Origin of the sequence: Pseudoalteromonas sp. APC 3358 (assembly GCF_030408075.1) — a bacterium.
GTDB lineage: Bacteria > Pseudomonadota > Gammaproteobacteria > Enterobacterales > Alteromonadaceae > Pseudoalteromonas > Pseudoalteromonas arctica.
The window spans coordinates 574937-594544 of the sequence record NZ_JASDCE010000001.1 but is presented as its reverse complement, the minus strand read 5'-3'; the positions used below and the strand labels follow the sequence as shown (position 1 = coordinate 594544).

General features: G+C 35.5%; 15 protein-coding genes and 1 pseudogene. 3 read left to right on the top strand and 13 right to left on the bottom strand.

The genetic code is table 11. The features are described 5' to 3' along the window. Positions 1-51: 51 nt before the first annotated feature. From QL995_RS02590 to QL995_RS02545, 10 genes and pseudogenes are all read right to left on the bottom strand, one after another. A complete protein-coding gene (locus QL995_RS02590) occupies positions 52-504 on the bottom strand; it encodes a hypothetical protein (RefSeq protein WP_290292416.1) in 453 nt (150 codons plus the stop codon). Beyond that, entirely contained in the window at positions 501-4178 is a 3678-nt protein-coding gene (locus tag QL995_RS02585) for a reverse transcriptase domain-containing protein (protein WP_290292414.1), read from the bottom strand. Before QL995_RS02585 ends, QL995_RS02590 begins: the two co-directional genes overlap by 4 nt. Positions 4179-4268: 90 nt before the next feature. Then, a pseudogene (locus QL995_RS02580) lies at positions 4269-4529 on the bottom strand (restriction endonuclease subunit R); the annotation flags it as partial. 229 nt (positions 4530-4758) lie between these two features. Beyond that, positions 4759-6066 (bottom strand): DUF4145 domain-containing protein, encoded by a 1308-nt coding sequence (locus tag QL995_RS02575; RefSeq protein ID WP_290292412.1) that lies wholly within the window; start codon positions 6064-6066, stop codon positions 4759-4761. Then, positions 6063-7022 carry a viperin family antiviral radical SAM protein gene (locus tag QL995_RS02570; RefSeq protein WP_290292409.1) on the bottom strand — a complete coding sequence of 320 codons (960 nt, stop codon included), beginning with the start codon at positions 7020-7022 and terminating at the stop codon, positions 6063-6065. The genes QL995_RS02575 and QL995_RS02570 overlap by 4 nt, the downstream gene beginning before the upstream one ends. A gap of 197 nt (positions 7023-7219) precedes the next feature. Beyond that, entirely contained in the window at positions 7220-7891 is a 672-nt protein-coding gene (locus QL995_RS02565; protein ID WP_290292407.1) for a hypothetical protein, read from the bottom strand. After that, complete coding sequence (locus tag QL995_RS02560) at positions 7881-8309, bottom strand: hypothetical protein (protein WP_290292405.1); 429 nt, start codon at positions 8307-8309, stop codon at positions 7881-7883. The genes QL995_RS02565 and QL995_RS02560 overlap by 11 nt, the downstream gene beginning before the upstream one ends. Then, entirely contained in the window at positions 8302-9138 is an 837-nt protein-coding gene (locus QL995_RS02555; RefSeq protein ID WP_290292403.1) for a hypothetical protein, read from the bottom strand. The genes QL995_RS02560 and QL995_RS02555 overlap by 8 nt, the downstream gene beginning before the upstream one ends. Positions 9139-9511: 373 nt before the next feature. Beyond that, complete coding sequence (locus tag QL995_RS02550) at positions 9512-11014, bottom strand: hypothetical protein (RefSeq protein WP_290292402.1); 1503 nt, start codon at positions 11012-11014, stop codon at positions 9512-9514. 127 nt (positions 11015-11141) lie between these two features. After that, on the bottom strand, positions 11142-12008 hold the full coding sequence (locus QL995_RS02545) for a hypothetical protein (protein WP_290292398.1): 867 nt from the start codon (positions 12006-12008) through the stop codon (positions 11142-11144). A 252-nt stretch (positions 12009-12260) separates the two neighbouring features. Between QL995_RS02545 and QL995_RS02540 the strand changes: the two genes are divergently transcribed. After that, positions 12261-14153: a winged helix-turn-helix domain-containing protein gene (locus QL995_RS02540; protein WP_290292395.1), complete on the top strand. Its 1893-nt coding sequence runs from the start codon at positions 12261-12263 to the stop codon at positions 14151-14153. 430 nt (positions 14154-14583) lie between these two features. On the opposite strand, the gene QL995_RS02535 is transcribed toward QL995_RS02540, so the two are convergent. Continuing rightward, positions 14584-14790: a hypothetical protein gene (locus tag QL995_RS02535; RefSeq protein ID WP_290292394.1), complete on the bottom strand. Its 207-nt coding sequence runs from the start codon at positions 14788-14790 to the stop codon at positions 14584-14586. Between the two features lie 815 nt (positions 14791-15605). On the opposite strand from QL995_RS02535, the gene QL995_RS02530 reads away from it, so the two are divergent. Continuing rightward, positions 15606-16484 carry a hypothetical protein gene (locus tag QL995_RS02530; protein ID WP_290292391.1) on the top strand — a complete coding sequence of 293 codons (879 nt, stop codon included), beginning with the start codon at positions 15606-15608 and terminating at the stop codon, positions 16482-16484. A 291-nt stretch (positions 16485-16775) separates the two neighbouring features. On the opposite strand, the gene QL995_RS02525 is transcribed toward QL995_RS02530, so the two are convergent. Together QL995_RS02525 and QL995_RS02520 are read right to left on the bottom strand one after the other, a co-directional pair. Then, on the bottom strand, positions 16776-17243 hold the full coding sequence (locus QL995_RS02525) for a hypothetical protein (protein ID WP_290292389.1): 468 nt from the start codon (positions 17241-17243) through the stop codon (positions 16776-16778). A 197-nt stretch (positions 17244-17440) separates the two neighbouring features. Further along, on the bottom strand, positions 17441-17833 hold the full coding sequence (locus QL995_RS02520) for a hypothetical protein (protein WP_290292387.1): 393 nt from the start codon (positions 17831-17833) through the stop codon (positions 17441-17443). A gap of 864 nt (positions 17834-18697) precedes the next feature. On the opposite strand from QL995_RS02520, the gene QL995_RS02515 reads away from it, so the two are divergent. Beyond that, the gene (locus tag QL995_RS02515) at positions 18698-19591 is read left to right on the top strand and encodes a LysR family transcriptional regulator (protein ID WP_290292385.1); all 894 of its coding nucleotides are present in this window, start codon (positions 18698-18700) and stop codon (positions 19589-19591) included. The last annotated feature ends 17 nt before the right edge of the window (positions 19592-19608 follow it).

Genomic DNA, 19608 nt, shown 5'->3' with positions numbered 1-19608 from the left:
AAATAATAAAATATTAATGACGCAACTTCTCATCTATAGTTTAAATAACTATTAGGCTTTCACTTCTTGTATAATTCTCTCTAAATCTTCATGCCAATGATTGCTAGCCGCTGTACTTGATTTTACTAAGTGAGTTTCATGCTTCTCGAGCTGTGATTTAATTGTTGCAACCCACTTTTCATCATTTGGTTTAGCTTCTAATACTTGTTTAAAAGCGAATAACATACTTGAGAAAAACCACGTATATTTCGCGTATTCAGGATCATTTTCTCCTTCAGCAACGTAGTCACCGCTTGCAAGTTTAGGATGAGCGATACATAGTGCTAAGTACTGTTGGTATATTCCGTGCGCTTGTGCTGAAGCCGAAGTATTACGACCCACTTGAATTTGCTTATAAGCAATAAATAAAGCCCCTATTGCTACAAATAAACTAATAATTGGAATCCAATTTTTCCAAGTCTCAATATTTAATAAGACGGCAAAATCTGTTTCAAAACATGTCATCTATTTATTCCAGCAGGTTTAGTTTTAACGGCCCTATATTTTTTTATTTTTCTTGTGAAAGCTGCTAAGTCAATATCAGCAGTACTAATTGATATTTGTTTGCTTCCATGAGCATGAGAGATTAAACGATCATACCGTTCTTTATAAGGAGCTTGTATCGTAGAGCCTCCAAATTCACCAATATTAGAAATAACGATATGTTGATACATATGATATTGAAGAGCAGCAGCCATATTATCGAAAGTGTTTACATCTTGGTTATGAGCAACCACTACAAATAAATCTGTTGTATTTCTTAAATCCGCGGCTAGCTTTATATCTGTCGCGTCATAACAAATAGCCCCACTAATTTTGAAAGGCCCTTCATCATACCCATGTAATTCTAAAATGTGCTGACAAGGCCTATAACCAGTAATACCAAGAGCAAGCTCATCCTGAGTCATGTTTTCTTTACCTTGATCTCTAATCACCCATTGCCTTCCGCTTTCTCTATAATCAGGTATAAACCACCTAGCTACATTAACTAACTTTCCTTCATGATTAGTAAATACCAATCCGGCAAAAATAATAGCGCCAGTTGTATCAGCAAGTCGTTTAATGAGATCTTGATCATCAATATGTACAGCTACTTCTGCAAAAACAATTAAGTCAGCAAACGGTTTAGTTTTTTCACCTTGAGCTTGTGCTTTACTTTCTAAAGTTTTTAACGTTAGTTTACAAACCGAAGATAAGTGCTCACGGTGCTTAGTCCTATAGACTGGATTATTAAGTTCAGGATCGGAAACATTAAAGTCCGACGACATAGGCAAAAGCTGCTGAACTGTTGCAATTCTGAAGTAGTTACGTTTGCTGGGTCTTGCAACTCTCGTTGGTAATGCAGGTAAAGAAGAAGAGTGACAAATAAGACTATTTAAATAGCTCAACCTTTTTCTTAAGCAAAATTCAAATGTTTCTAAGCACTCTATAGACCGTACATCTAAATCACTCACAAATGTTGATTCGAACCCTGGCCACTGTAAGCAACGAATTAATAAGTCTGAAAACCAGTCTGTGACTGTAGAATATTCCCCAGTTAAAGTCTCAGGCGAATGCATCATACCCATGCGCCTTTTGAACCAACTTGTTTTCACTCCTTTATAAGCGACGATATCACCTTGCTTCCACCGGTTAGTTGTAAAGTCTGCACTACCAATTACAGAGGCCCTTAATATAATACCTATCCAATAAATGACCTTTTTACTTTCGCTATTTTTATCAATCCATTCTGGAAACTCATATCGAGGATCCTTAAATGGTACAGTTCCTTTTCGCTTAGATTTAGCAATATTTACTGACGGTTTCCACAATTCAGACCATCTTGCAACCGCATCCAATTTAATTTCTATTTCAGCCGGTGTGGCACCCAGTATCGGTGTATTTACAAAGCTCTCTTGTTGAGTTGCTTGTAATAAACTTAATGCTAACTTTATTAGCGCATGCTCAAACTCAAACCCATTTGAGTCAGAATGAATAACCTTGGATAAAAACTGCTTTTTAGCTCTAGGCTGAGTACTTGATTGAGGAGCTGCCCAATCAAATTTATTAGTAAGTTTTTGTTGAAATTTTCTTTTTTTAAGCTGTTTCCAGATCGCATTCCAAAAGAGCCCGCCTCTCTTTGCGAAAACGTCCAACACCTTAGCTTTATTTACATCATCCAAATCAAACATTGATTTAATAAGAGAAGAAGCATAAATATCAAACTTTCCCGTCATTTGTGCTGAGATTTCATATAAGGCGCAGTGTTCATATTTAAACTTTGATTGAGCGCCAGCTAGAATAATGTGCAACTCATTTTGGAGAGTTGCATTTGCCTTTTCTTTTATAACCGGTTTACTAGTAGCCGCAAGTAACATTAATGCTTGTCTTTCAACAAACTTAGAACTTTTATTAGCGCTTGCAATAACTGCTAGGGCATAGTTAGCAATTAAATCAATCACAGACTTTGGGTTAATCGAACTTGGGTAAATTAACTTCTGAAATGACAATGTAAAATCAAGGCCACATCTAAATATGTCTGCTAGCAAGTAATCCATCATTTGCGCTGTAATAGTGTCATTCACTTTTGCGCTATTCGAATAATTACTTCGAGAAAAAATAGCCTCAACGACTGGCTCAAATAAATCAGCTTCTGGATGAATTTCCATTGCCTTTCTCAACACTAATGCGAGCGAAGGATCTTTCATCCAAGCTGTAATCAACTTTTTAGCTAACAGTTCTTCTCCACCATCTGCGTTACTGATTCGGCGTTTATTTCTTACAATGCTTTCTAACCTATTTGCTGCAAATCGCTTTAATGTATCTGGTCGAATATCATGATCGTAATTAGCAATTTGTAACAACGCAGAGTCATCATGAGAACTTTTTAAAGGAGATAAATCTATATCTTCAATATCTAAAAAGCTCTCTAAAAGACCTGTAACTGAATCTAAAACATCACGATCAGCTGGACCACTGAGCTCTCCTTGAACCATTTCAATCCGATTCGACATACTGCCGCTATCGTCTAAATCTGAAAAAAGTGTCACCTTTGTTTTATTATCATTCAGTTTAAGATCAGTGCCTCCATACTTTCTCAAAAGGTTATTTATATTTCTATTTAAAGAACGCCTTATGAAGCCTACAGATACATTTTTTACACTTATAACCAAACGCAAATCATCCACATACCGACAATAATCATGGACAATAATCGAACTTTTGGGGCTTAGTTTCCCACCGATTAATTCACCTACCTTTTCATCAAACTCGATTAAAAATGCATTGGCAAAAAAGCCAGCTGATACCAACCCTTGGGGTAAACCTTGCTCAATATTACCTAGCTTTAAATCGGCAGCTAGTTTTAAATCGTGCTTGTCCCACTTCCAATCTGAAATGCGGTTAAACGCGTCCCAAAATTTCGTGCACTCTGGATTACCAAATTTTTTAGATATTCTTTTTAATCTATCTTTTAGCAAGTCTCTACAGATTGTGTTGTAGAACTTTGATAAATCCAAATTAACAACGTAAACCTCTTCTGAAGAAGAGGCTTGATTTAAAACACTTCGTCCTAACTCCATTGGTCTTTTTAAGAAATTTTGATAATCAGTAAAAAACTTTCTGTATGTATCGCTATTTCCCCAACGAAACCAAGCTTGATCTTTGTTTTTCCAATCACATACCAGTCTATTGCCGTAGCTATACACCTTGTTACTTCTTGCTTGTGCAAAACTCTGATTTTTATCGCTGCAATTACCTTGCTCTGATTCAACCGCATCAGCCAGGCACAACATGGCAGCACTAGCCCATGTTTGATCTCTAATCGATATGTGAGCCAATGGCCTTATGGGTGGGTTTTCTCGCCTTTTATCGGTACTTTTAGGATGCCAACCATCTTGATCAATAACCCATGTTTCACTTTTTGCAGCAGGTACCAGCTCTAAAGTTTTAAGCTTGTTCTTAATAATCTGCTTTTTCCATTCACTTACATTGTCTTCAATATTTAAAGCAGATACATCTAGCTCCAATGTATCTGCATACCAATTAAATGCACGAATATAATTATGTGTTTTTTTCCAAGCTTGAGTGAGCACAACTTCATCAGCAAGATATTCAATCGTTGGTTTTAAAGTGCGGTATTTTGGGTTAATTAATTTCATAGCATCCCTGCATAGTTTTAGTTGATTTTACTTTCAAGAATAGTATTAGTGGAGTTTGTTAGTTTGAACGAAGGAAGTGCCTAGCTTGGCCTTATAATGGAATATAGATCTGTCATCATTAAAAGCAAATATAAACAAGACAGCAAGCGGCATAATGGGTTTATGGTAAAGCACTACATCAGCCGATTTAACCGTTTTACGTACACCAAGTTGCCCACGTACGATTACTTTACCGTCACGTAGTTTAACCTCTTGGCATATTTGAGTTATGTCGTCCCATCCTGCGGTTTTAACTGCGGGTAGAATAAACTTACTGATTATATCGGTTTCGCTGAGCTTTCTTTTATCCATAACTTAAACCATCCCTAAATACTGCGCTATGAGTGCGCACAACTCGTTGATTCAACGTGTTTCGTGCTGTTTAGTGATGCTATATAAAATAGGGTTAATAAGCAAAAATAAAAGGTAAATTAAAACGAGAGACACTGTCTCTCGTTTTTACTTTGGGTTTATTTTTTTAAGGCGTAATACGATCATTCATTGTTTAAATATAACCATTTAACACTATGAATATTTGCATTTATTTTCCGCAGCAATTTTTATACTTTAAATTAGAGCCACACGAACAGGGTTCATTTCGTCCTAATTTAGTGGTTTTAATACAAGGCTTTTGCGGTTCTACTTTTACTTTGTCACCTTTAATTTCCTCTAGTAAACCAGAAAATAGCTCTCTTATTTTTAAGTACTTTTCATCAAGGTACAAAACTGCATCTAAGTTACCAGTAGCAATTGCTTGGCATAAGTAATTTTGAGCTAGTTCGTCATCTTTTTTAACTAACTCACCTTTGTAATAGATTTTACCTAATTCAAACATTGATTTATTACAGCCTAGCCCTACTGCTTTTTTAAAACTCTCAACTGCTTTATCACCATTAATTAGGCTAGCTTTACCTGAAGAATATAAAACACCTAACCTCTGATATAGAAAAACAGTATGCTCAGCCCTTTTGTGGGTAAGGTATTTATGTGCTTTTTTATAGTCTTCACTTAAATAATGGCACCACCCCAAATAAGCGTAAGCAGCGTAAAAACCTCTTTTCGCTAATGCGTTTAGTAATATTGTTACCTCAGTAATATGCAGGTTATCTACTTTATTATTGAGACATAAAAGAGCATATTTGAATAGAATTTGATGGCTTTGCTGAGCAATACTAATTTGTTTATCATCCGTGCTAATAACATCGGTTATCGTTTTTTTTGAGCAAAGTTGAAAAGCACTTTTATAAGACTCAGCTGCAAAAGAATACATAGTCTGTGCGCGCGCAGTAAAAGATTTTTCATCTAAATCTTCGCTTTCAAAAACTTTTCCCATTTTTTCGTAAAAATCACCTAAGCTTAAATACTCTTTATAGTCACGAGAGATTAAGCAGTTAAACCACAAGTCTTTATGTTCTTGGCCTCCCACATCTATTAACTCATATTGAGGTAAACGCTCACCAAGCCCTAAGCTCAAGTAAGCACTTTCCAGTAAATCTAAGACTTTTTTCCTTGAAACTAACGCCTTACTCAGTAATATCTCGTTACCCAACTCCTTATTATGTACCCCATCGTTTGTTAACTCTCTAACAGCATGAAATAGCTCTCTATCTGCTCCGTGAATTGCACTGATATCTGCAAGTTCATTTATTTGCTCCCATAAGTTTTTATTAGTAAATTCATAACTATGGTGTTGCGCATATAGTAAGCATAAGGTCTCTAGTATTTTACGAAATTTAAACAAACTAACATCAGGGCTTACATTCATTAGTAATAGTGCATTTTTGTAATCTGAAGCAATGGACTCTTTAAACAATGCTGCGAATTGTTCATCATTATTTATAGTGCTCATGCTGAAACTCCCTGTTTTAACGCGGCGTTATTTTTAAGCTGGTACTCGCTATTACTAATGAGGCTAACTGTATTATCCTTTTTATATCGGCTAGTAAACGTCTCCCAGTTTATTTCACAGACTTCTAATGCTTGCTTCACACCTACATCTAAAATTAAATCACCATAAATATATCCATTTTGAGTTGCGCTATTTTGATAAAAGCGTCCTTGAGGGTTAATCATTAAATAAGAATTTGTCATTGCTTCGTTGTCTTCTGCCACCATGATTTCTTTTAATGAGGCGTGGCGTTTTACAAACCCAGAAAATTGCTCATCAGAAACTAATAAGTTGTTATTTAATACAGGAAGCACCTGAAACACCTTCCATTTTTCGGGTTTTATATTTGCTATTAGCAGCTCGAATGATTCTTGGTAATTTAGGTTATTAACAACGGTGTTTACTTTTATTGTGATGGATGGATTAACGCTACGAAGCTGTGTAACTGCTTTAATTAAATCGTGACTTCCAAAAGACTTACCTTTACGATCTATTCGACCAATATTTTCACGTGCAGTTAAATATTGGCTGTCAAAACTGATCCCAATCATTGAAAACATGGCACCATAGTTATCTATAAAAGAGTCTGTTAAGTAATGGCCATTGGTAATTAGCGATAAATTAAAGCCTAGCAACTTTGTTTTTATGATTAACTTTTCAAAACGTTTTTTAAGTATTAGCGGCTCGCCACCTGCAAAATTAATACGTACACTTTTGTAAGGGAAAACTGCTTTTACTTGGTTGGTATTATCGTCAAAAAAGTAATTGGCTAATTTTTCAAGCATTAACTCTGCATCTTGGCCATTAGCTTGTATTTCGTTGGGACGATCCCACTTTGCATAGCAAAATTTGCATGAGTAGTTACATACTTCTGTAACGTGATAATTAATGACTAATTCATCAATAGACTTATTCATGCGAACCTCCTAACACAAGGTTCAATAACGTTGTTTTAATAGCTGAATCAGCTAATGAAAGTTCATTGGTTTCATTGAGTAATGAAAAAAGAATTAAATGGTGCATTATAATCTCCTAATATCACCGCGGAGTGCGGTGACTTCAGGAGCAAGTATCAAACTGTGAAATTCACAAAAAAGGGAAGACTGTAAATATTTTAATATTTATTTAGTAATAAACTATATTCTTCGTATTCTGCTTTTTTAGTGTTGTACAGAGTTACTAGCCATTGGCCATGTTCGCTAATAAACGCATCTGGGTTATTAGTAATTAGTTTACCTAAAGCACCAAACTCGCCTTCGATCACGGCTTTTAGCGCTAAATCATATGGGCTCGATTGCGTATCAAATTCAATAGAATTAGCAATCATCTCCAATGAACTATATTGACCATCATTGAATGGGTATGGGATTTCATCTCGTGACCAATCTATATTTTCATCTGATAGAAAAAGCCTTAAATCACCAATACGCTTATCAAGTGCTTGAAAGAGTAATTTTTTAGCCCTCCACTCCTTGGCAAACTGCTCAAAACTTGCAGTATTGATTTTTTCGCCATTGAGCCACTTTACAACTAATTTTTTATCTTCAAACAACGTATCTAGAATAACCAGATTACGAATAAATATATGATTACCCGCCTTAATTGGCTTAGGCACATAATCGACTGACTCAGATTTTATATCCACCTCATCAAGTAGTTTAGCTTTGAGGTTTTTATCTTTAACGTAATAATTTAAACGACTTCTTAACCGCTCTGGTAGCAAATTGCGGTCAATTCCTAAAGCTTGACAGGCAACCGCTGCAATACTTTTATTTTTACCAGCCATACTGCTCACCATAACAACCAAGGCGTTGCTCTACTTTATGAACAGTTAAAGCCCCTCTAGCAATGTATGCGTAATTAATTTTGTAAGTATCTACTTTACACCGCTTTGCTACTCTATAAATTGCACCGACACACATACCTGCCAAATTTGCCTCTTTGAGAGATGTACTTAAAGAGCTGAGCAGCGACTCCTTTTGTTCTAAAAACTCTGAGCAAGACTCTTTAAGGTTAACCTTGTAGTAGAAATCATACCCAGTGCATTGACCCGCTAAATGTGCTTCAGTCACAGAGGTTGAAAGCCTTTCTAATAGCGAGCGCTGTTGCTCTTTTTTTTCTTTACATGCAAGGTCTATATCAACGTTTGCTAAACTGCTGGCACTGAAAAGAATGAATACAACTAATATAAACCCTTTAAACATTAGCTGTGCCTGCTTCTGCTAAGTCTTTTTCAACTACTTGCTTTGATGGTTTTTCGTCAGGCTTAAAGTTAATTAGACACGAAATAAATAAGCTAATTATTATCACGTCATCAATCCAATAAGCGTTGTATCTACTCACAATAAGAAAAGGAATAATGCCTAGTAGGCTTACTTTTATTAGTACGTTTAGTGACTGAATACCTAATAAGCTGACACTAAACCGAAAAGGAGTGATAGCTAATTTTTTATATTTCCCAATTAAATTGCTCGCTGTTTTAATATTTACAATCCAAAACCAGCCTACTAGTAACTTAACAAACAAATTATCCTGAGTTTTAACCAATACTAAGAGGCTAATAACCCCAAGCACTAAAATAACTATTAGCGTGATTAAGAAGTGAAATAAAGAATGAGCCCAAATGCTAGGTTTTGATAACTGCTCTATTTGGTTAGCTCTTGAAAAAAAGTAAAACTTTGCTGAGTTTCTAATTAAATCAGGTTTTTTTAGCTGAGATAAATATTCAAAAGCAATCATATGTTTGGCTTTATATGTTGCAAAGCCATTGTCTGATAATTGAAAATCTTCATTTTCGTCTAATAAGGTATTTTTTTTATCTAAATACGCTATTGAATCTAGCGCGGTGATAACCTTTTCATCACTTTTATCTAATTCTTTAGGTACTTCAAATCCTGTGTCTTTTTTTAGGGATGCAAGGTTTACTCGCCATTGCTGTATTAATTGATTCTGGGAGAGAGGGTTATCTTGAGTTTCTGCTTCTACTGTTTCAGTATTTTTACTAGTGTTCGAAGGCTCATTATTACTTTCCATACTTCTATTAATATCCTTATACAAATAACTAAAATGAAGTTTTTCTACTGTTAAAACTAAAGCTCTTATATTTTTTATACTTTAAAGCAGAGTGACAGTTAGGCACTTTAATCCATTAAAATCACTTCATAAGGTGGATTTAACATGCATAACCTGATGATACCGCAAAGATTGAGACTTTATAAAACTTAATTTTAAAAATATGAATGGTTTCTTAATTACTAAATTATGATTTCACTTAAGCGCGCTAGTGCCACTCTACCGCTTTTACTAGCCTAGCCAACTTATAATAAGGCTATTTTTATTTATTAAAACTTCATTCAATCAAAAGGGCTACTGTAAGGTAGCCCCTTTGCTCTCATACAAACAAAATTTATTTTACTAAGGTTTTCAAATCTGCAGCAGTGCCGTTATACATTTTCCAATTATCAACAGACTCTATAATTTCTGCATTCGGAGATAACAGGCCTAGTGTTAACTTTTGGTCACGCTTAAACAAAGCAAGTCCAATATAATCATCTACACGAAGCATCCCCGTTCGATTATAAGCAACACCATCTGAGTAAACTAATGAAGTCTGGTTCATTTCAAATACTGGCGAGAACGCTAGATCTTGGACATACGAAAAACGCGTATCAACTGCTTCACCACTGTCATATTCAACAGACATACGCTCTTCAAAATCAACTTCATAAGCAACACCATCAAATTCACCTGCACTATCATCCGCTAAGCCCGTATAAATAGAATGGTACCAATCACGATCTCGAAGACCCATACCTTCATTCACAGCTGCAGAATAGTCATCCATCCACATGAAGCCACCACCATATCTTCTTCCGTTTACTATCTTTTCTACTTTAAACAATAGCGCGGTACCCGCATCTGATTTATGGCCATAAATTAAGTTGTAAATTAAAGTGTGACTATCTTGGCTTGTTAGAACCATCGAACCATCAAGATCAACGTTAAAATTATAACAATCAGCATCCACATCAGCGTTTAAAGGTTGCCCTGAATCAACAAACGCATTTTTTATACAAAACTGCTCCCAAGAACTCTCTGCTTTAATAGTTACTTGGCCATACTGATCACCATCAAGGCGGTCAAAATGGTATGCACTCCAATCACCCACAAACGAAGAGAGCGTGGTACCTTGGATGAAATCACGTTCTACAACGTCAACCTCTACGCTCGGGACCTTTAAATAAAGCAAACCACTTTCATCAAGCTCAAAAGAAATCTCACTGGCAACAACACCCGACTCAAGCGCTGCATAAACAGTATCAGCAGCAAGAGAGACGTCATACGGCACATCCGTTAAAGACACACCTTCTTGTAATAATTTAATTGCATAGTCAGATGCTAAGCCAACCAAAACAGCTTGTGCATTGCTATCATCTAGCGCCGTGTAGTCACCTTTAAACACACTCACATCAACCGACCATAAATCTGCGATTGATTCAACAGAGTAACCAGAGTCTACAGCCATCGTTGTTACAGGGCTTACATTCGCTGAGCCAGCTTCTGCATACATAGTGTATGAGTGACCCACAATGTTGCCCTCATTTACGTTCGCTGTTTTCTCTGACACTGCATCAACAATAATTGCTGTATCTGTGTAGTCACCTGACACTGTAAATGCACCTGATGCTGATGTTAGGCCTAAAAACTCAGATTCTTCACACACTAAGTTTTGGTTTACGTCTGCACAAACGCGAGCATCACTTAGTGGTCCTACGGTACCAATAACAAAATCAACATTGGTAACAACGCCAGTTGATGTGTCACCAGTCGAGACCGGTACCTGCGTTTCAGAGCCAGAACCACATGCCGCAAGCAAGCTACAAAGAGATAAGGTAATTAATTTTTTCATTTTTATATTCCAATATTTTTAAGGTAGGTAAGCAACTGAGGTGCCTGAAGATTAAACTTTGATTTTTAGCATATTTTTTTTGTAAGCGCGCTCCACTTAGAGCTCTCTTTAAACGACTTACAACAACTCAGCTGTTGGCTACACTTTTAAGATGTTCTAGTAAAATTCCCATTAAATTTTCATCATATTGTGATGTCCCGTCAGGGCTTACAGAAACAGGATGACTTAAACGATATTCAACTTTTGACTTACCGCGGTACAAAAAAATATCTAAATCTACATACGCAACCATATCACCTGAATTAAATGTAAAACTATTCTTGTAGACTCGCTTATTTGACTTATTCTCATTCGGTTTTTGCTTTAATTTTCTCTCAAAACTTGTTTGAACAGATGCAGGGTCAAATTCAACATTAAATGAACCGCTAGAATAAACATGTCTATCAATATTTTTGCCGGGTTTATTCAATACATTATCGAGTAACTCTTGAAGTGTTTTGTCGCTTACTGGAGAAGATATTGGGATAAACAATGCGTCAGAAGCATCTTCTGCAGTCGCAGTCATTGCAGGTAAAAGGTTAACTTTAAAAGATTCAGTTGTTTCTTCAATTTGGTAAGGAAATGCAGTGTGAACTTTTGAAAGATAAGTACTGCCTGTGCGGAATTTATCCCCGCGAAAGTAGGTAATCTTCACTTCAGAATCAGTTAGAGAAACTTTTTTACCCCATATTAATTTTATGTCTGCCGTTTGCCACTTTCCGCATTCGATATCGCATTGCGTATATCCAGTATGTGCTGAAACATGCTCCCTTAAAGCATTTTTCACAGTCCCTAAAGTAACAACATTACTTGCAACGCCTGGTAGTTTTTTATATTCAAGTGTTTTATTTTTAGCTGCTAGACTCAACGGGATATCCCTGATATCGGGAGTTGACTTACAACCCGAAACAAAAGATAAAATAACAGCGATTACAGCAAGTCTTTTTAAGTTCATTATTAATAATTCCTTCTTATTTAAAGTTTAATTAAATGCGATTTTGTAAACTTATATACAATGGTTTTGAAGCATGTTTTTTCACGAAAGGAATATCTATGATTTTTTAAAAAGGAGGTAGTGAATAAATATAAAACAGTGTGATTTAGTGTGAAATTTCATAATTATTAAATAGTTATAAATATCATGGAGATTGTTGAAATAATCAAAACAAATGGTTAAACTCCCCGAAAAAATAATAAAGATCTTCCTGTGAACTATAAAATCAATGACTTTTTAATCTCACCAGATATTAATTTAGCATCAAAAAACAACGAAAAATTTGAACTGACCTCCCAAGAAATAATTGCACTTAAACTGTTTTTTTCGTCCGATGATGGTTTTGTTGATACACAAACTCTTGAATCAGAAATTTGGGGGGAACGCATTGTAACTAAAAACTCACTTCGTAAACTGATAAGTGATCTACGGTTAAAATTTGGCGATAGGGAATCATTTAAAAACATAAGAGGCAGAGGCTACAAACTCACATTTGAATCGATTGAACCCTCAACGGTTAATCACAAAAAAGTAACGAGTTATAAGTACTTGTTCACTTTACTATTTATTATTTTGATATGCATTGTGGCAATTTTATCATATAGCTATAAGGGTAAAGTTAAAACATTACCAAAGGTTTCAACTCAGACCGTTTTTGAATCTAAAGATTATATTTTGGACTATGCGACTCATAACAATACGTTATTTGTTACTGCGCGAGACAAAAATACATCAAAGTTATACAAAGTTCTAAATCGCCAAAACACAGTGTTAATGTCGGAAAATTACTCTGGTGCTTATCGCGGCTTAGAAATTCACACTAGCGGCCGCACCATAATGCACATGGTTGAAGATTCGAAATGCAAAATTAAAATCTACCGAATACCAGTCGAAGACCAAATAGATGAAATTCCTTGTAACAGGCAAAACGCATTCCCCTCTTTTGATTGGATCGATGAAAATAGATTTTACATTACTTTTAACGTTGATCCGAGTTCATCAATCAAACCTTTTGTATATGACCTGACAACGAAGCGATTGGAAGAGGTCTTTAGCATCAACTTTGAGTCAGAAAATAAGAAAAATTTTATTGATGCATACATAAAAGGCCACAATGATGGCGTATTTTCATTAAGAGAGAATCATTTAGATAAAATGTCTTTGACTTACTTTGAAGGTAATAATAGGAGAACACTTTATAAATTTAGAGCTAAACCTTATTCCGTTGCAGTTGCACAACAAAACCTATTCTTTGTGGGTAATAATAATGAGCTATTTATGTTGCCCTTATCAGATGACATATTATCTCAAGATATAAATTTATCGCTATTGATGGCATCGCAAGCTACCAAAATTGATGATCCTTTAGTTCTTGAAGAACAACTCTATTTTTCTTTAGGTAACGTCACCAAGGAAGTTATATATAGTTCATCAGGGGATTTTACTTATAGCTTAGAAAATGGTGTTAGAGACTTCACCTATACTGATAATGTGCTTACAGTTTTAGCATTAACCAATAGTGGTTACGCAATAGAACAACTCAAAGATGGACTTGTATTTAATACTATTTACTTCGATTCAAACCTCAGTCTCAGACATATAGCTTTTTTTAAAAACGAAATATTCTTGGCTGGTGCTGATGGTGTTTATAAGTTATTTGAAAATAAGCTGATTCAGATTAGTAATATAAAAACTATCGAGCTCGTGTCTAACGGTAAATGTATGATAGCAGAGGGTGACGGTATTCATTTATTTGAACAAAAAAAACATACCTTCATGAAAATAGTAGAGCAGGGTGAAAGAGCATTTCAAAGTGAGCAAGGGTGTTTATTTGTTGATACACTAACTGGGAATATTGTTAATGAAAATCGTGAAATAATAAGTAAGCAAACAAAGAAAAGACTATTAATTGAGCACAAAGGAAAACTTGCACACAGATACAATGTCAAAGAACAAACACACATTGTGGATATTAAAACCGGTAAAGTAATAGAAAGAACGAGAGAGCGAGCCCGATATACAAGGCTTATTTCCTATGAGGATGATATTCTTTATTTAGGAGGAACTGATGTTAATACTTCTATTTTGAGGTTGAAATTAGATTAAAAGCTTATCAGCTATAATCACCCTGAACTTATTACCGCTAGAGTATTTAATTTCATTGAGTGAGTAAGCGCATTGAAATTGGATGAATCTATAGTATGCAAAATTTCATTTTTCATACTATAAAACGTAAAAAAAGCGCCCTGATTAACTAGGAGCGCTTTGCGTTTAGGACAAATAAACGGGTTTTATACAAATTTAAATAACAAATATTTGAGCATGATTTTCATACTTCGGTTATTTCTCTGGCGATATTGCTCATAGTTAATTATGCCAATAGCCATCTTGGTACAGAATAAGGTCAGCGTAATAAACCAAGCAAAATTTTGAGTTGATTGGTACTGGAAAGAAAGTACTGCTGAGCCACCAAATACAATGGTCGAATATACGATTTCTATTCGATGCCGGCTTACTGCTTTCAATATCTCGGGCATTAAAAGCCGTCATCAAACGAGTCAAATGCATCAAAGCAGCCACCATCATTTGAATCCGCTATCGATTCTTCAATCTCGTAAACAGTCATTACTCTATTAGATTGGCCCACTACATTGCCACCAACATCAACGATATTAGCGCTCGCATTTGTGATAGGTAATCCTGTTGAGGGATTAATAGCAATATCATTAGCGTCGTTTTTCATTTTTCTAAACCTTAAAAATCATTAATTTATACTTTAAACTTTAATGATTTCGTGATAAAAATCAAACTTGTTTGACTGCGCAGCTCAGCAACAAACGGTTTGAATAAGTAATTCCCTCTCCTCTTACTTCACCTAATTTTTTATTAAGTAAAAATCCTTTCCTCTTTGTCTAAAAAGTTCATCCATAAGTTTATTTTGAAGGCGGGTTTAGTCTGAAAGACGTTATTAAAAACGCATTTTTCGGCACGAAAAACTGTAAAAAAAAACGCCTCAGAATGAGGCCAACAAGCGCGTAATGTGTTGTAGGCGAAGCCGCAGACACATGGAGACAGCGCGAATGTACAGCTGGTCTGTACTACCCGCGATAGTGTTTCGCATCAGCGAAATTCGATTAAAATTTGGCACAAATTGATATCGAACCATCTATTTTCGTCAGAAAATAAAAGCGAAGAAAAATGCGGATAATGGGGCCCCCATCGCATTGTCTGCAGCGGCAGTATGGCGGGTAGTACAGGGCGGAGCACGGTACATTCGCGCTGGGTCTACAACGCTAGCGCGATAGCGCGTCGAGTCAGCTCGTTGCGGAGCAACATCAGAGCTGGCGGGCGTTTTAGACCCTATGGTTGAACAACGAAGTTGAGAAGCCATCCGCTGAAAGCGGCTTTTGTTGCGATTATTATCGCAACAATCATTACGTGCATGCTGTCAAAGCATCTCGGAATGAAAAACGAGGTTTAAGTCATCAAATAACGGTAATTTGTGTACTATGGTGCTAGTTAATTTTACTAATTAACTAGCCAGAAAGATTTTAGAAAATGACACAACAACCATCAATAAATTTGAAAACGAACAACACTCTTCATACTCACTACCCTCGCTATTTTGATATTGATATGCGGTATTATCCAGGCGTAAACAATCATCAAAAAGGGGTTAACCGAACACAATTAACCGTTTTAATTGCAATTCGGTTTTCCATTGTTACACCAGGCATTGTGCGTTGGCTATATGCCATCAATCATCGGTTAGCTTTAGAGCATCTAAACCGGCTAGAAAAAGATGGTTTTTTGCGGGTGGTAAAAACACACCGCAGTCCAGATGGTCGCGTCTATGTTCCTACATATACAGCTGCCAAATTTGCCGAGGAGTTAATGGGCATCGACGTGTATTTTAGGAGTAATAAAAACCCTGCTCTGCAGTTCAACCAAAATAATGTAGTACACAACCTTATAAACGCATTTGTAATGTTGCGCGGTATACATAATTATCATAGTGATGAAACGTACGCCCCAATGTGGAAGGGATTTATTACCGAGCCTGAATTTCAACGAATTAACTGCCTATCCGCTACACGAACCGTGGATGGCGCTGTGCTACTTCCTGATGGCTCAATAGTCGCTATTGAGGTGGAACACTCTTTTAAAAACAAAACTGCACGACAGGCCATTTTACTAAAATATTTGTCGTCTTTAAAAAAGGGCGATTACAGTAAGATTTTTTTATTCTCCCAATCAGTCAAAATTTTTGATGACATTAAGCGACTCCACGAACAGTTATTTGAGGAAATGCCGCAACGTTTTGACAAGAAGACACGAGCACCACTTCTCAGTGAAAGCGATGCTGAATTACTTCACTCGTCTATTATTTTCCGCACTAAATTATGTGAGGAAATTAATGAAATGTTTTATCAATAAGCGATAGATAAGCAAAGGGGGAATGGATATTAATCCACTCCCCCTTTGCTTTTGACCTCTTAAAAGCCTTGCCAACATTATTATCAAAAACACGCTTTTGTGAAGTAATAACAAGGCGCTATATTTGCATCACGCCTTCCCCTAGAGGTGTAATCTCTATTAATGAGATTGAGCTGCTTAAACCAGATTTCAGCTTAAGCAGTGAGCCTGCAAATAATGACTCATGGCATATTTTAGGGGTAATGATTAGGCAGTTATTTTATTATTAAAATAACTTATATTTGTCCTTTATTATTTATTTAGAAGACTGTTTATTGAATCTTGGATATTACGATCAATACGATCTTGCTCAAACTCGTCAACAAATTCATTTTCAATATCATTTTTATAGTGGTCTTCAAATTCATCCTCGAACTTGCTATCAAAAACTGAATCAAAGCGTTCTTCTGGCGCATCACTAAAGGCTTGATCTGGCTCTTCATAAAACTCGTCATCGTAATCAGGATATGCTGTTACGGGTTGATGTACATCGTTTATTAAACAAATCATTAATTTATATATCAGAACTTTTACGCCACGATAATTAAGGTGTTTTTTATTAAAAACTTGAGGCTCTACAATAGCCCAAAAGCCTTTAAAGTTAGGGTTGTCTGCACTTAGCATGAGTTTATTTATTTTATGATCGTTATCCCTTACAACCGTTTTGACATCTTCTAACAGGGTGATAATGTCTAGAGTAGAGGTATATCTGCAAGTCATAGAATTTCCTTATTTAAAATTAACTTAATAATTATTGTCCGTTAATAATTATTTACTCCTCTTATTGTGAGGCTACTATTAAATAGGCACTTTCAGGGAGAAATAGTGACTTTTTTGTGAGTTTAAATTATTTATTTAAAACACAATTGGATCAGAATCTTTAAAATTAAAAAGCGAGCCAAAAGGCTCGCTAGAGTTTATGAGCTTTCTATTAACCGTAACCAACTGTCTTCTGCAGCTGCAAAAAACGCATTTGGTTTTAGCATAAACAGTTGCTCAAATTCTGCAGAAAATAAATTGCAGAAGTTCGTTATGTCTTCAATATGTATGAGTAAAAAGGCATACATTTCAATACCTTCAAAATACCGCTCTGAAAACTCAGGATTAGCAGCTAGTAACTGTTGAGAAATACTAATACCCAAAACACTCCCCACGCTATCTCGGTGTAAATAAACGTAATTGGTGAAGCCCAGTTCAAGTTCTTGCTTATCAACAACATCAGCTAATAGCAAAATGGTGGAAGCATCCTCCCAGGGGGATTTACTAGCGCGTACATATTGGCGTATAAACGGTGACTTTTGATCTTTCATGATTTTTCCTAATTATTTGTCCTAAAACTAACTAGGCATAAGTGAGGAGAAAAATTGAAAGGTAATATACAAACGACGTAAATTTGCAAAACACCTCAAAAACATTAAGGTTAAGATATTGTTTCAAATATTGAGAATTTAAAATGAGTGATTTTATATGGCTATTACCAGCTGCTGTGTTGACGATAATTCTAATTAAGCTTGTTAAACAAGCTAAGAAAGTAGATTAAGTAAAAAACTTAACTTTTTTGATATAGCCGACGGTAGTTAAAGTGACCAACAAGTTACTTTAAGGCCCAAAATGCAGCTTAAAAATCCCTAAAAGGCACTTTATGGTCAGGACTAAAAAAGAAAAATCTAAGTTTTACTTTTATTAACTACCAATTCTCTTTTCCAAATTAATTCTATAACCTACAAAACACAAATATAAGATTCAAAGACTCTACAAGTCTAAAATTTCAACTATTCAGTTAATACAATTTGCCTTTTAAGGCTGTTTTTAAGATACTAGCCAGGTGCTTATAAATTTCTAAAAATCGTAGCACAAACCATAGCACGACAAAGCAACACCTTGTTTTATAAAGATTTAATTAAAAGCCTTATAACTATCGCAGTTAATGCATTTACTATTTATGAGTAGAGCCACTTTTTAGCCTTTCCAATTAAAGTTCATATAAAACAAAAAATGAAAAAATAGAACATTTACTGCTTTATTTTAAATTATATGATTAACAGCGTTAAATTATGCATTTTATTGACTTTTTCTTTGTTGATCTTTATCAATAAAAACTTCTGGCTTCTCTAATGAAATTCTAAAGCGTCGCTGTTAATATTGTCTACATCCTAAACAATAAAGTAGTTCTGATGGCAGCTAGTTATTCTCTCGATGATTTACGTTACTTTTGCACCATAGTAAAACTAGGTAGCTTTAAAAAAGCATCAACAAGCCTTGATATGTCACTATCAACTTTGAGCCGTAGAATACGTTTATTAGAGCAAGCTCTGCAATTAACGTTACTAAATCGAGATGCCCATCGAGTTACACTTACGCATACTGGCGAGTTATATTACGATCGCTATCGTAAACTGTTCGATGAAGTAGAGTGTATAGAGCAAGCACTTTGTGATGAGAAAGACCAACCTAAAGGGAAAATTAGGATCTGCGCACCCATTTACATGGGTAAACATTTTTTAAGTGCTATTTTTTGTAATTTTTTACTGCAGTATCCCGATATTCAACTAGATTTACGCTTTTCAAATAACCTTATTGATATTGAAAAAGAAGGGATTGATATAGCGTTTAGAGTAAGAAACCCTGCTATTGATAATTGGGTTATTAGAGAACTAAAGCTTACTCATAATGTATTGTGTGCTCATCCTGACTATGATTATCAATCCATCACTCATCCTGAGCAATTAGAAGAGCAATCAAAAGTTACGTGCGTTGGGTTGGTACCGTGGCAATTAAAAAATCAGCAAACGAGTGAAGAGTACAGTTTTAATCCAAACACACATGTTCGATTAGAAGTTGATGAAATTCAAATGATGAAACAAGCAGTTGAGTCTGGTGTGGGTATTAGCTACATCCCTGATTATATAGCATTACCACTTATTAAAGCCGGAAAGCTTAAACGCATTCTTCCTGATTGGCAAAGCAAAGGGCAGCCATTTTCTATGCTTTATCGCGACAGAAAACAAATCCCTTATCGAGTGCGATTACTTATAGAGCATACACTGCAACACTTCACTAAAATGTAGCAGTGTAGGCTTTTCAC

Coding starts and splice junctions, on each gene's coding strand:
- QL995_RS02590 (WP_290292416.1), bottom strand. CDS start 504: ATGACATGTTTTGAAACAGATTTTGCCGTCTTATTAAATATTGAGACT.
- QL995_RS02585 (WP_290292414.1), bottom strand. CDS start 4,178: ATGAAATTAATTAACCCAAAATACCGCACTTTAAAACCAACGATTGAA.
- QL995_RS02575 (WP_290292412.1), bottom strand. CDS start 6,066: ATGAGCACTATAAATAATGATGAACAATTCGCAGCATTGTTTAAAGAG.
- QL995_RS02570 (WP_290292409.1), bottom strand. CDS start 7,022: ATGAATAAGTCTATTGATGAATTAGTCATTAATTATCACGTTACAGAA.
- QL995_RS02565 (WP_290292407.1), bottom strand. CDS start 7,891: ATGGCTGGTAAAAATAAAAGTATTGCAGCGGTTGCCTGTCAAGCTTTA.
- QL995_RS02560 (WP_290292405.1), bottom strand. CDS start 8,309: ATGTTTAAAGGGTTTATATTAGTTGTATTCATTCTTTTCAGTGCCAGC.
- QL995_RS02555 (WP_290292403.1), bottom strand. CDS start 9,138: ATGGAAAGTAATAATGAGCCTTCGAACACTAGTAAAAATACTGAAACA.
- QL995_RS02550 (WP_290292402.1), bottom strand. CDS start 11,014: ATGAAAAAATTAATTACCTTATCTCTTTGTAGCTTGCTTGCGGCATGT.
- QL995_RS02545 (WP_290292398.1), bottom strand. CDS start 12,008: ATGAACTTAAAAAGACTTGCTGTAATCGCTGTTATTTTATCTTTTGTT.
- QL995_RS02535 (WP_290292394.1), bottom strand. CDS start 14,790: ATGAAAAACGACGCTAATGATATTGCTATTAATCCCTCAACAGGATTA.
- QL995_RS02530 (WP_290292391.1), top strand. CDS start 15,606: ATGACACAACAACCATCAATAAATTTGAAAACGAACAACACTCTTCAT.
- QL995_RS02525 (WP_290292389.1), bottom strand. CDS start 17,243: ATGACTTGCAGATATACCTCTACTCTAGACATTATCACCCTGTTAGAA.
- QL995_RS02520 (WP_290292387.1), bottom strand. CDS start 17,833: ATGAAAGATCAAAAGTCACCGTTTATACGCCAATATGTACGCGCTAGT.
- QL995_RS02515 (WP_290292385.1), top strand. CDS start 18,698: ATGGCAGCTAGTTATTCTCTCGATGATTTACGTTACTTTTGCACCATA.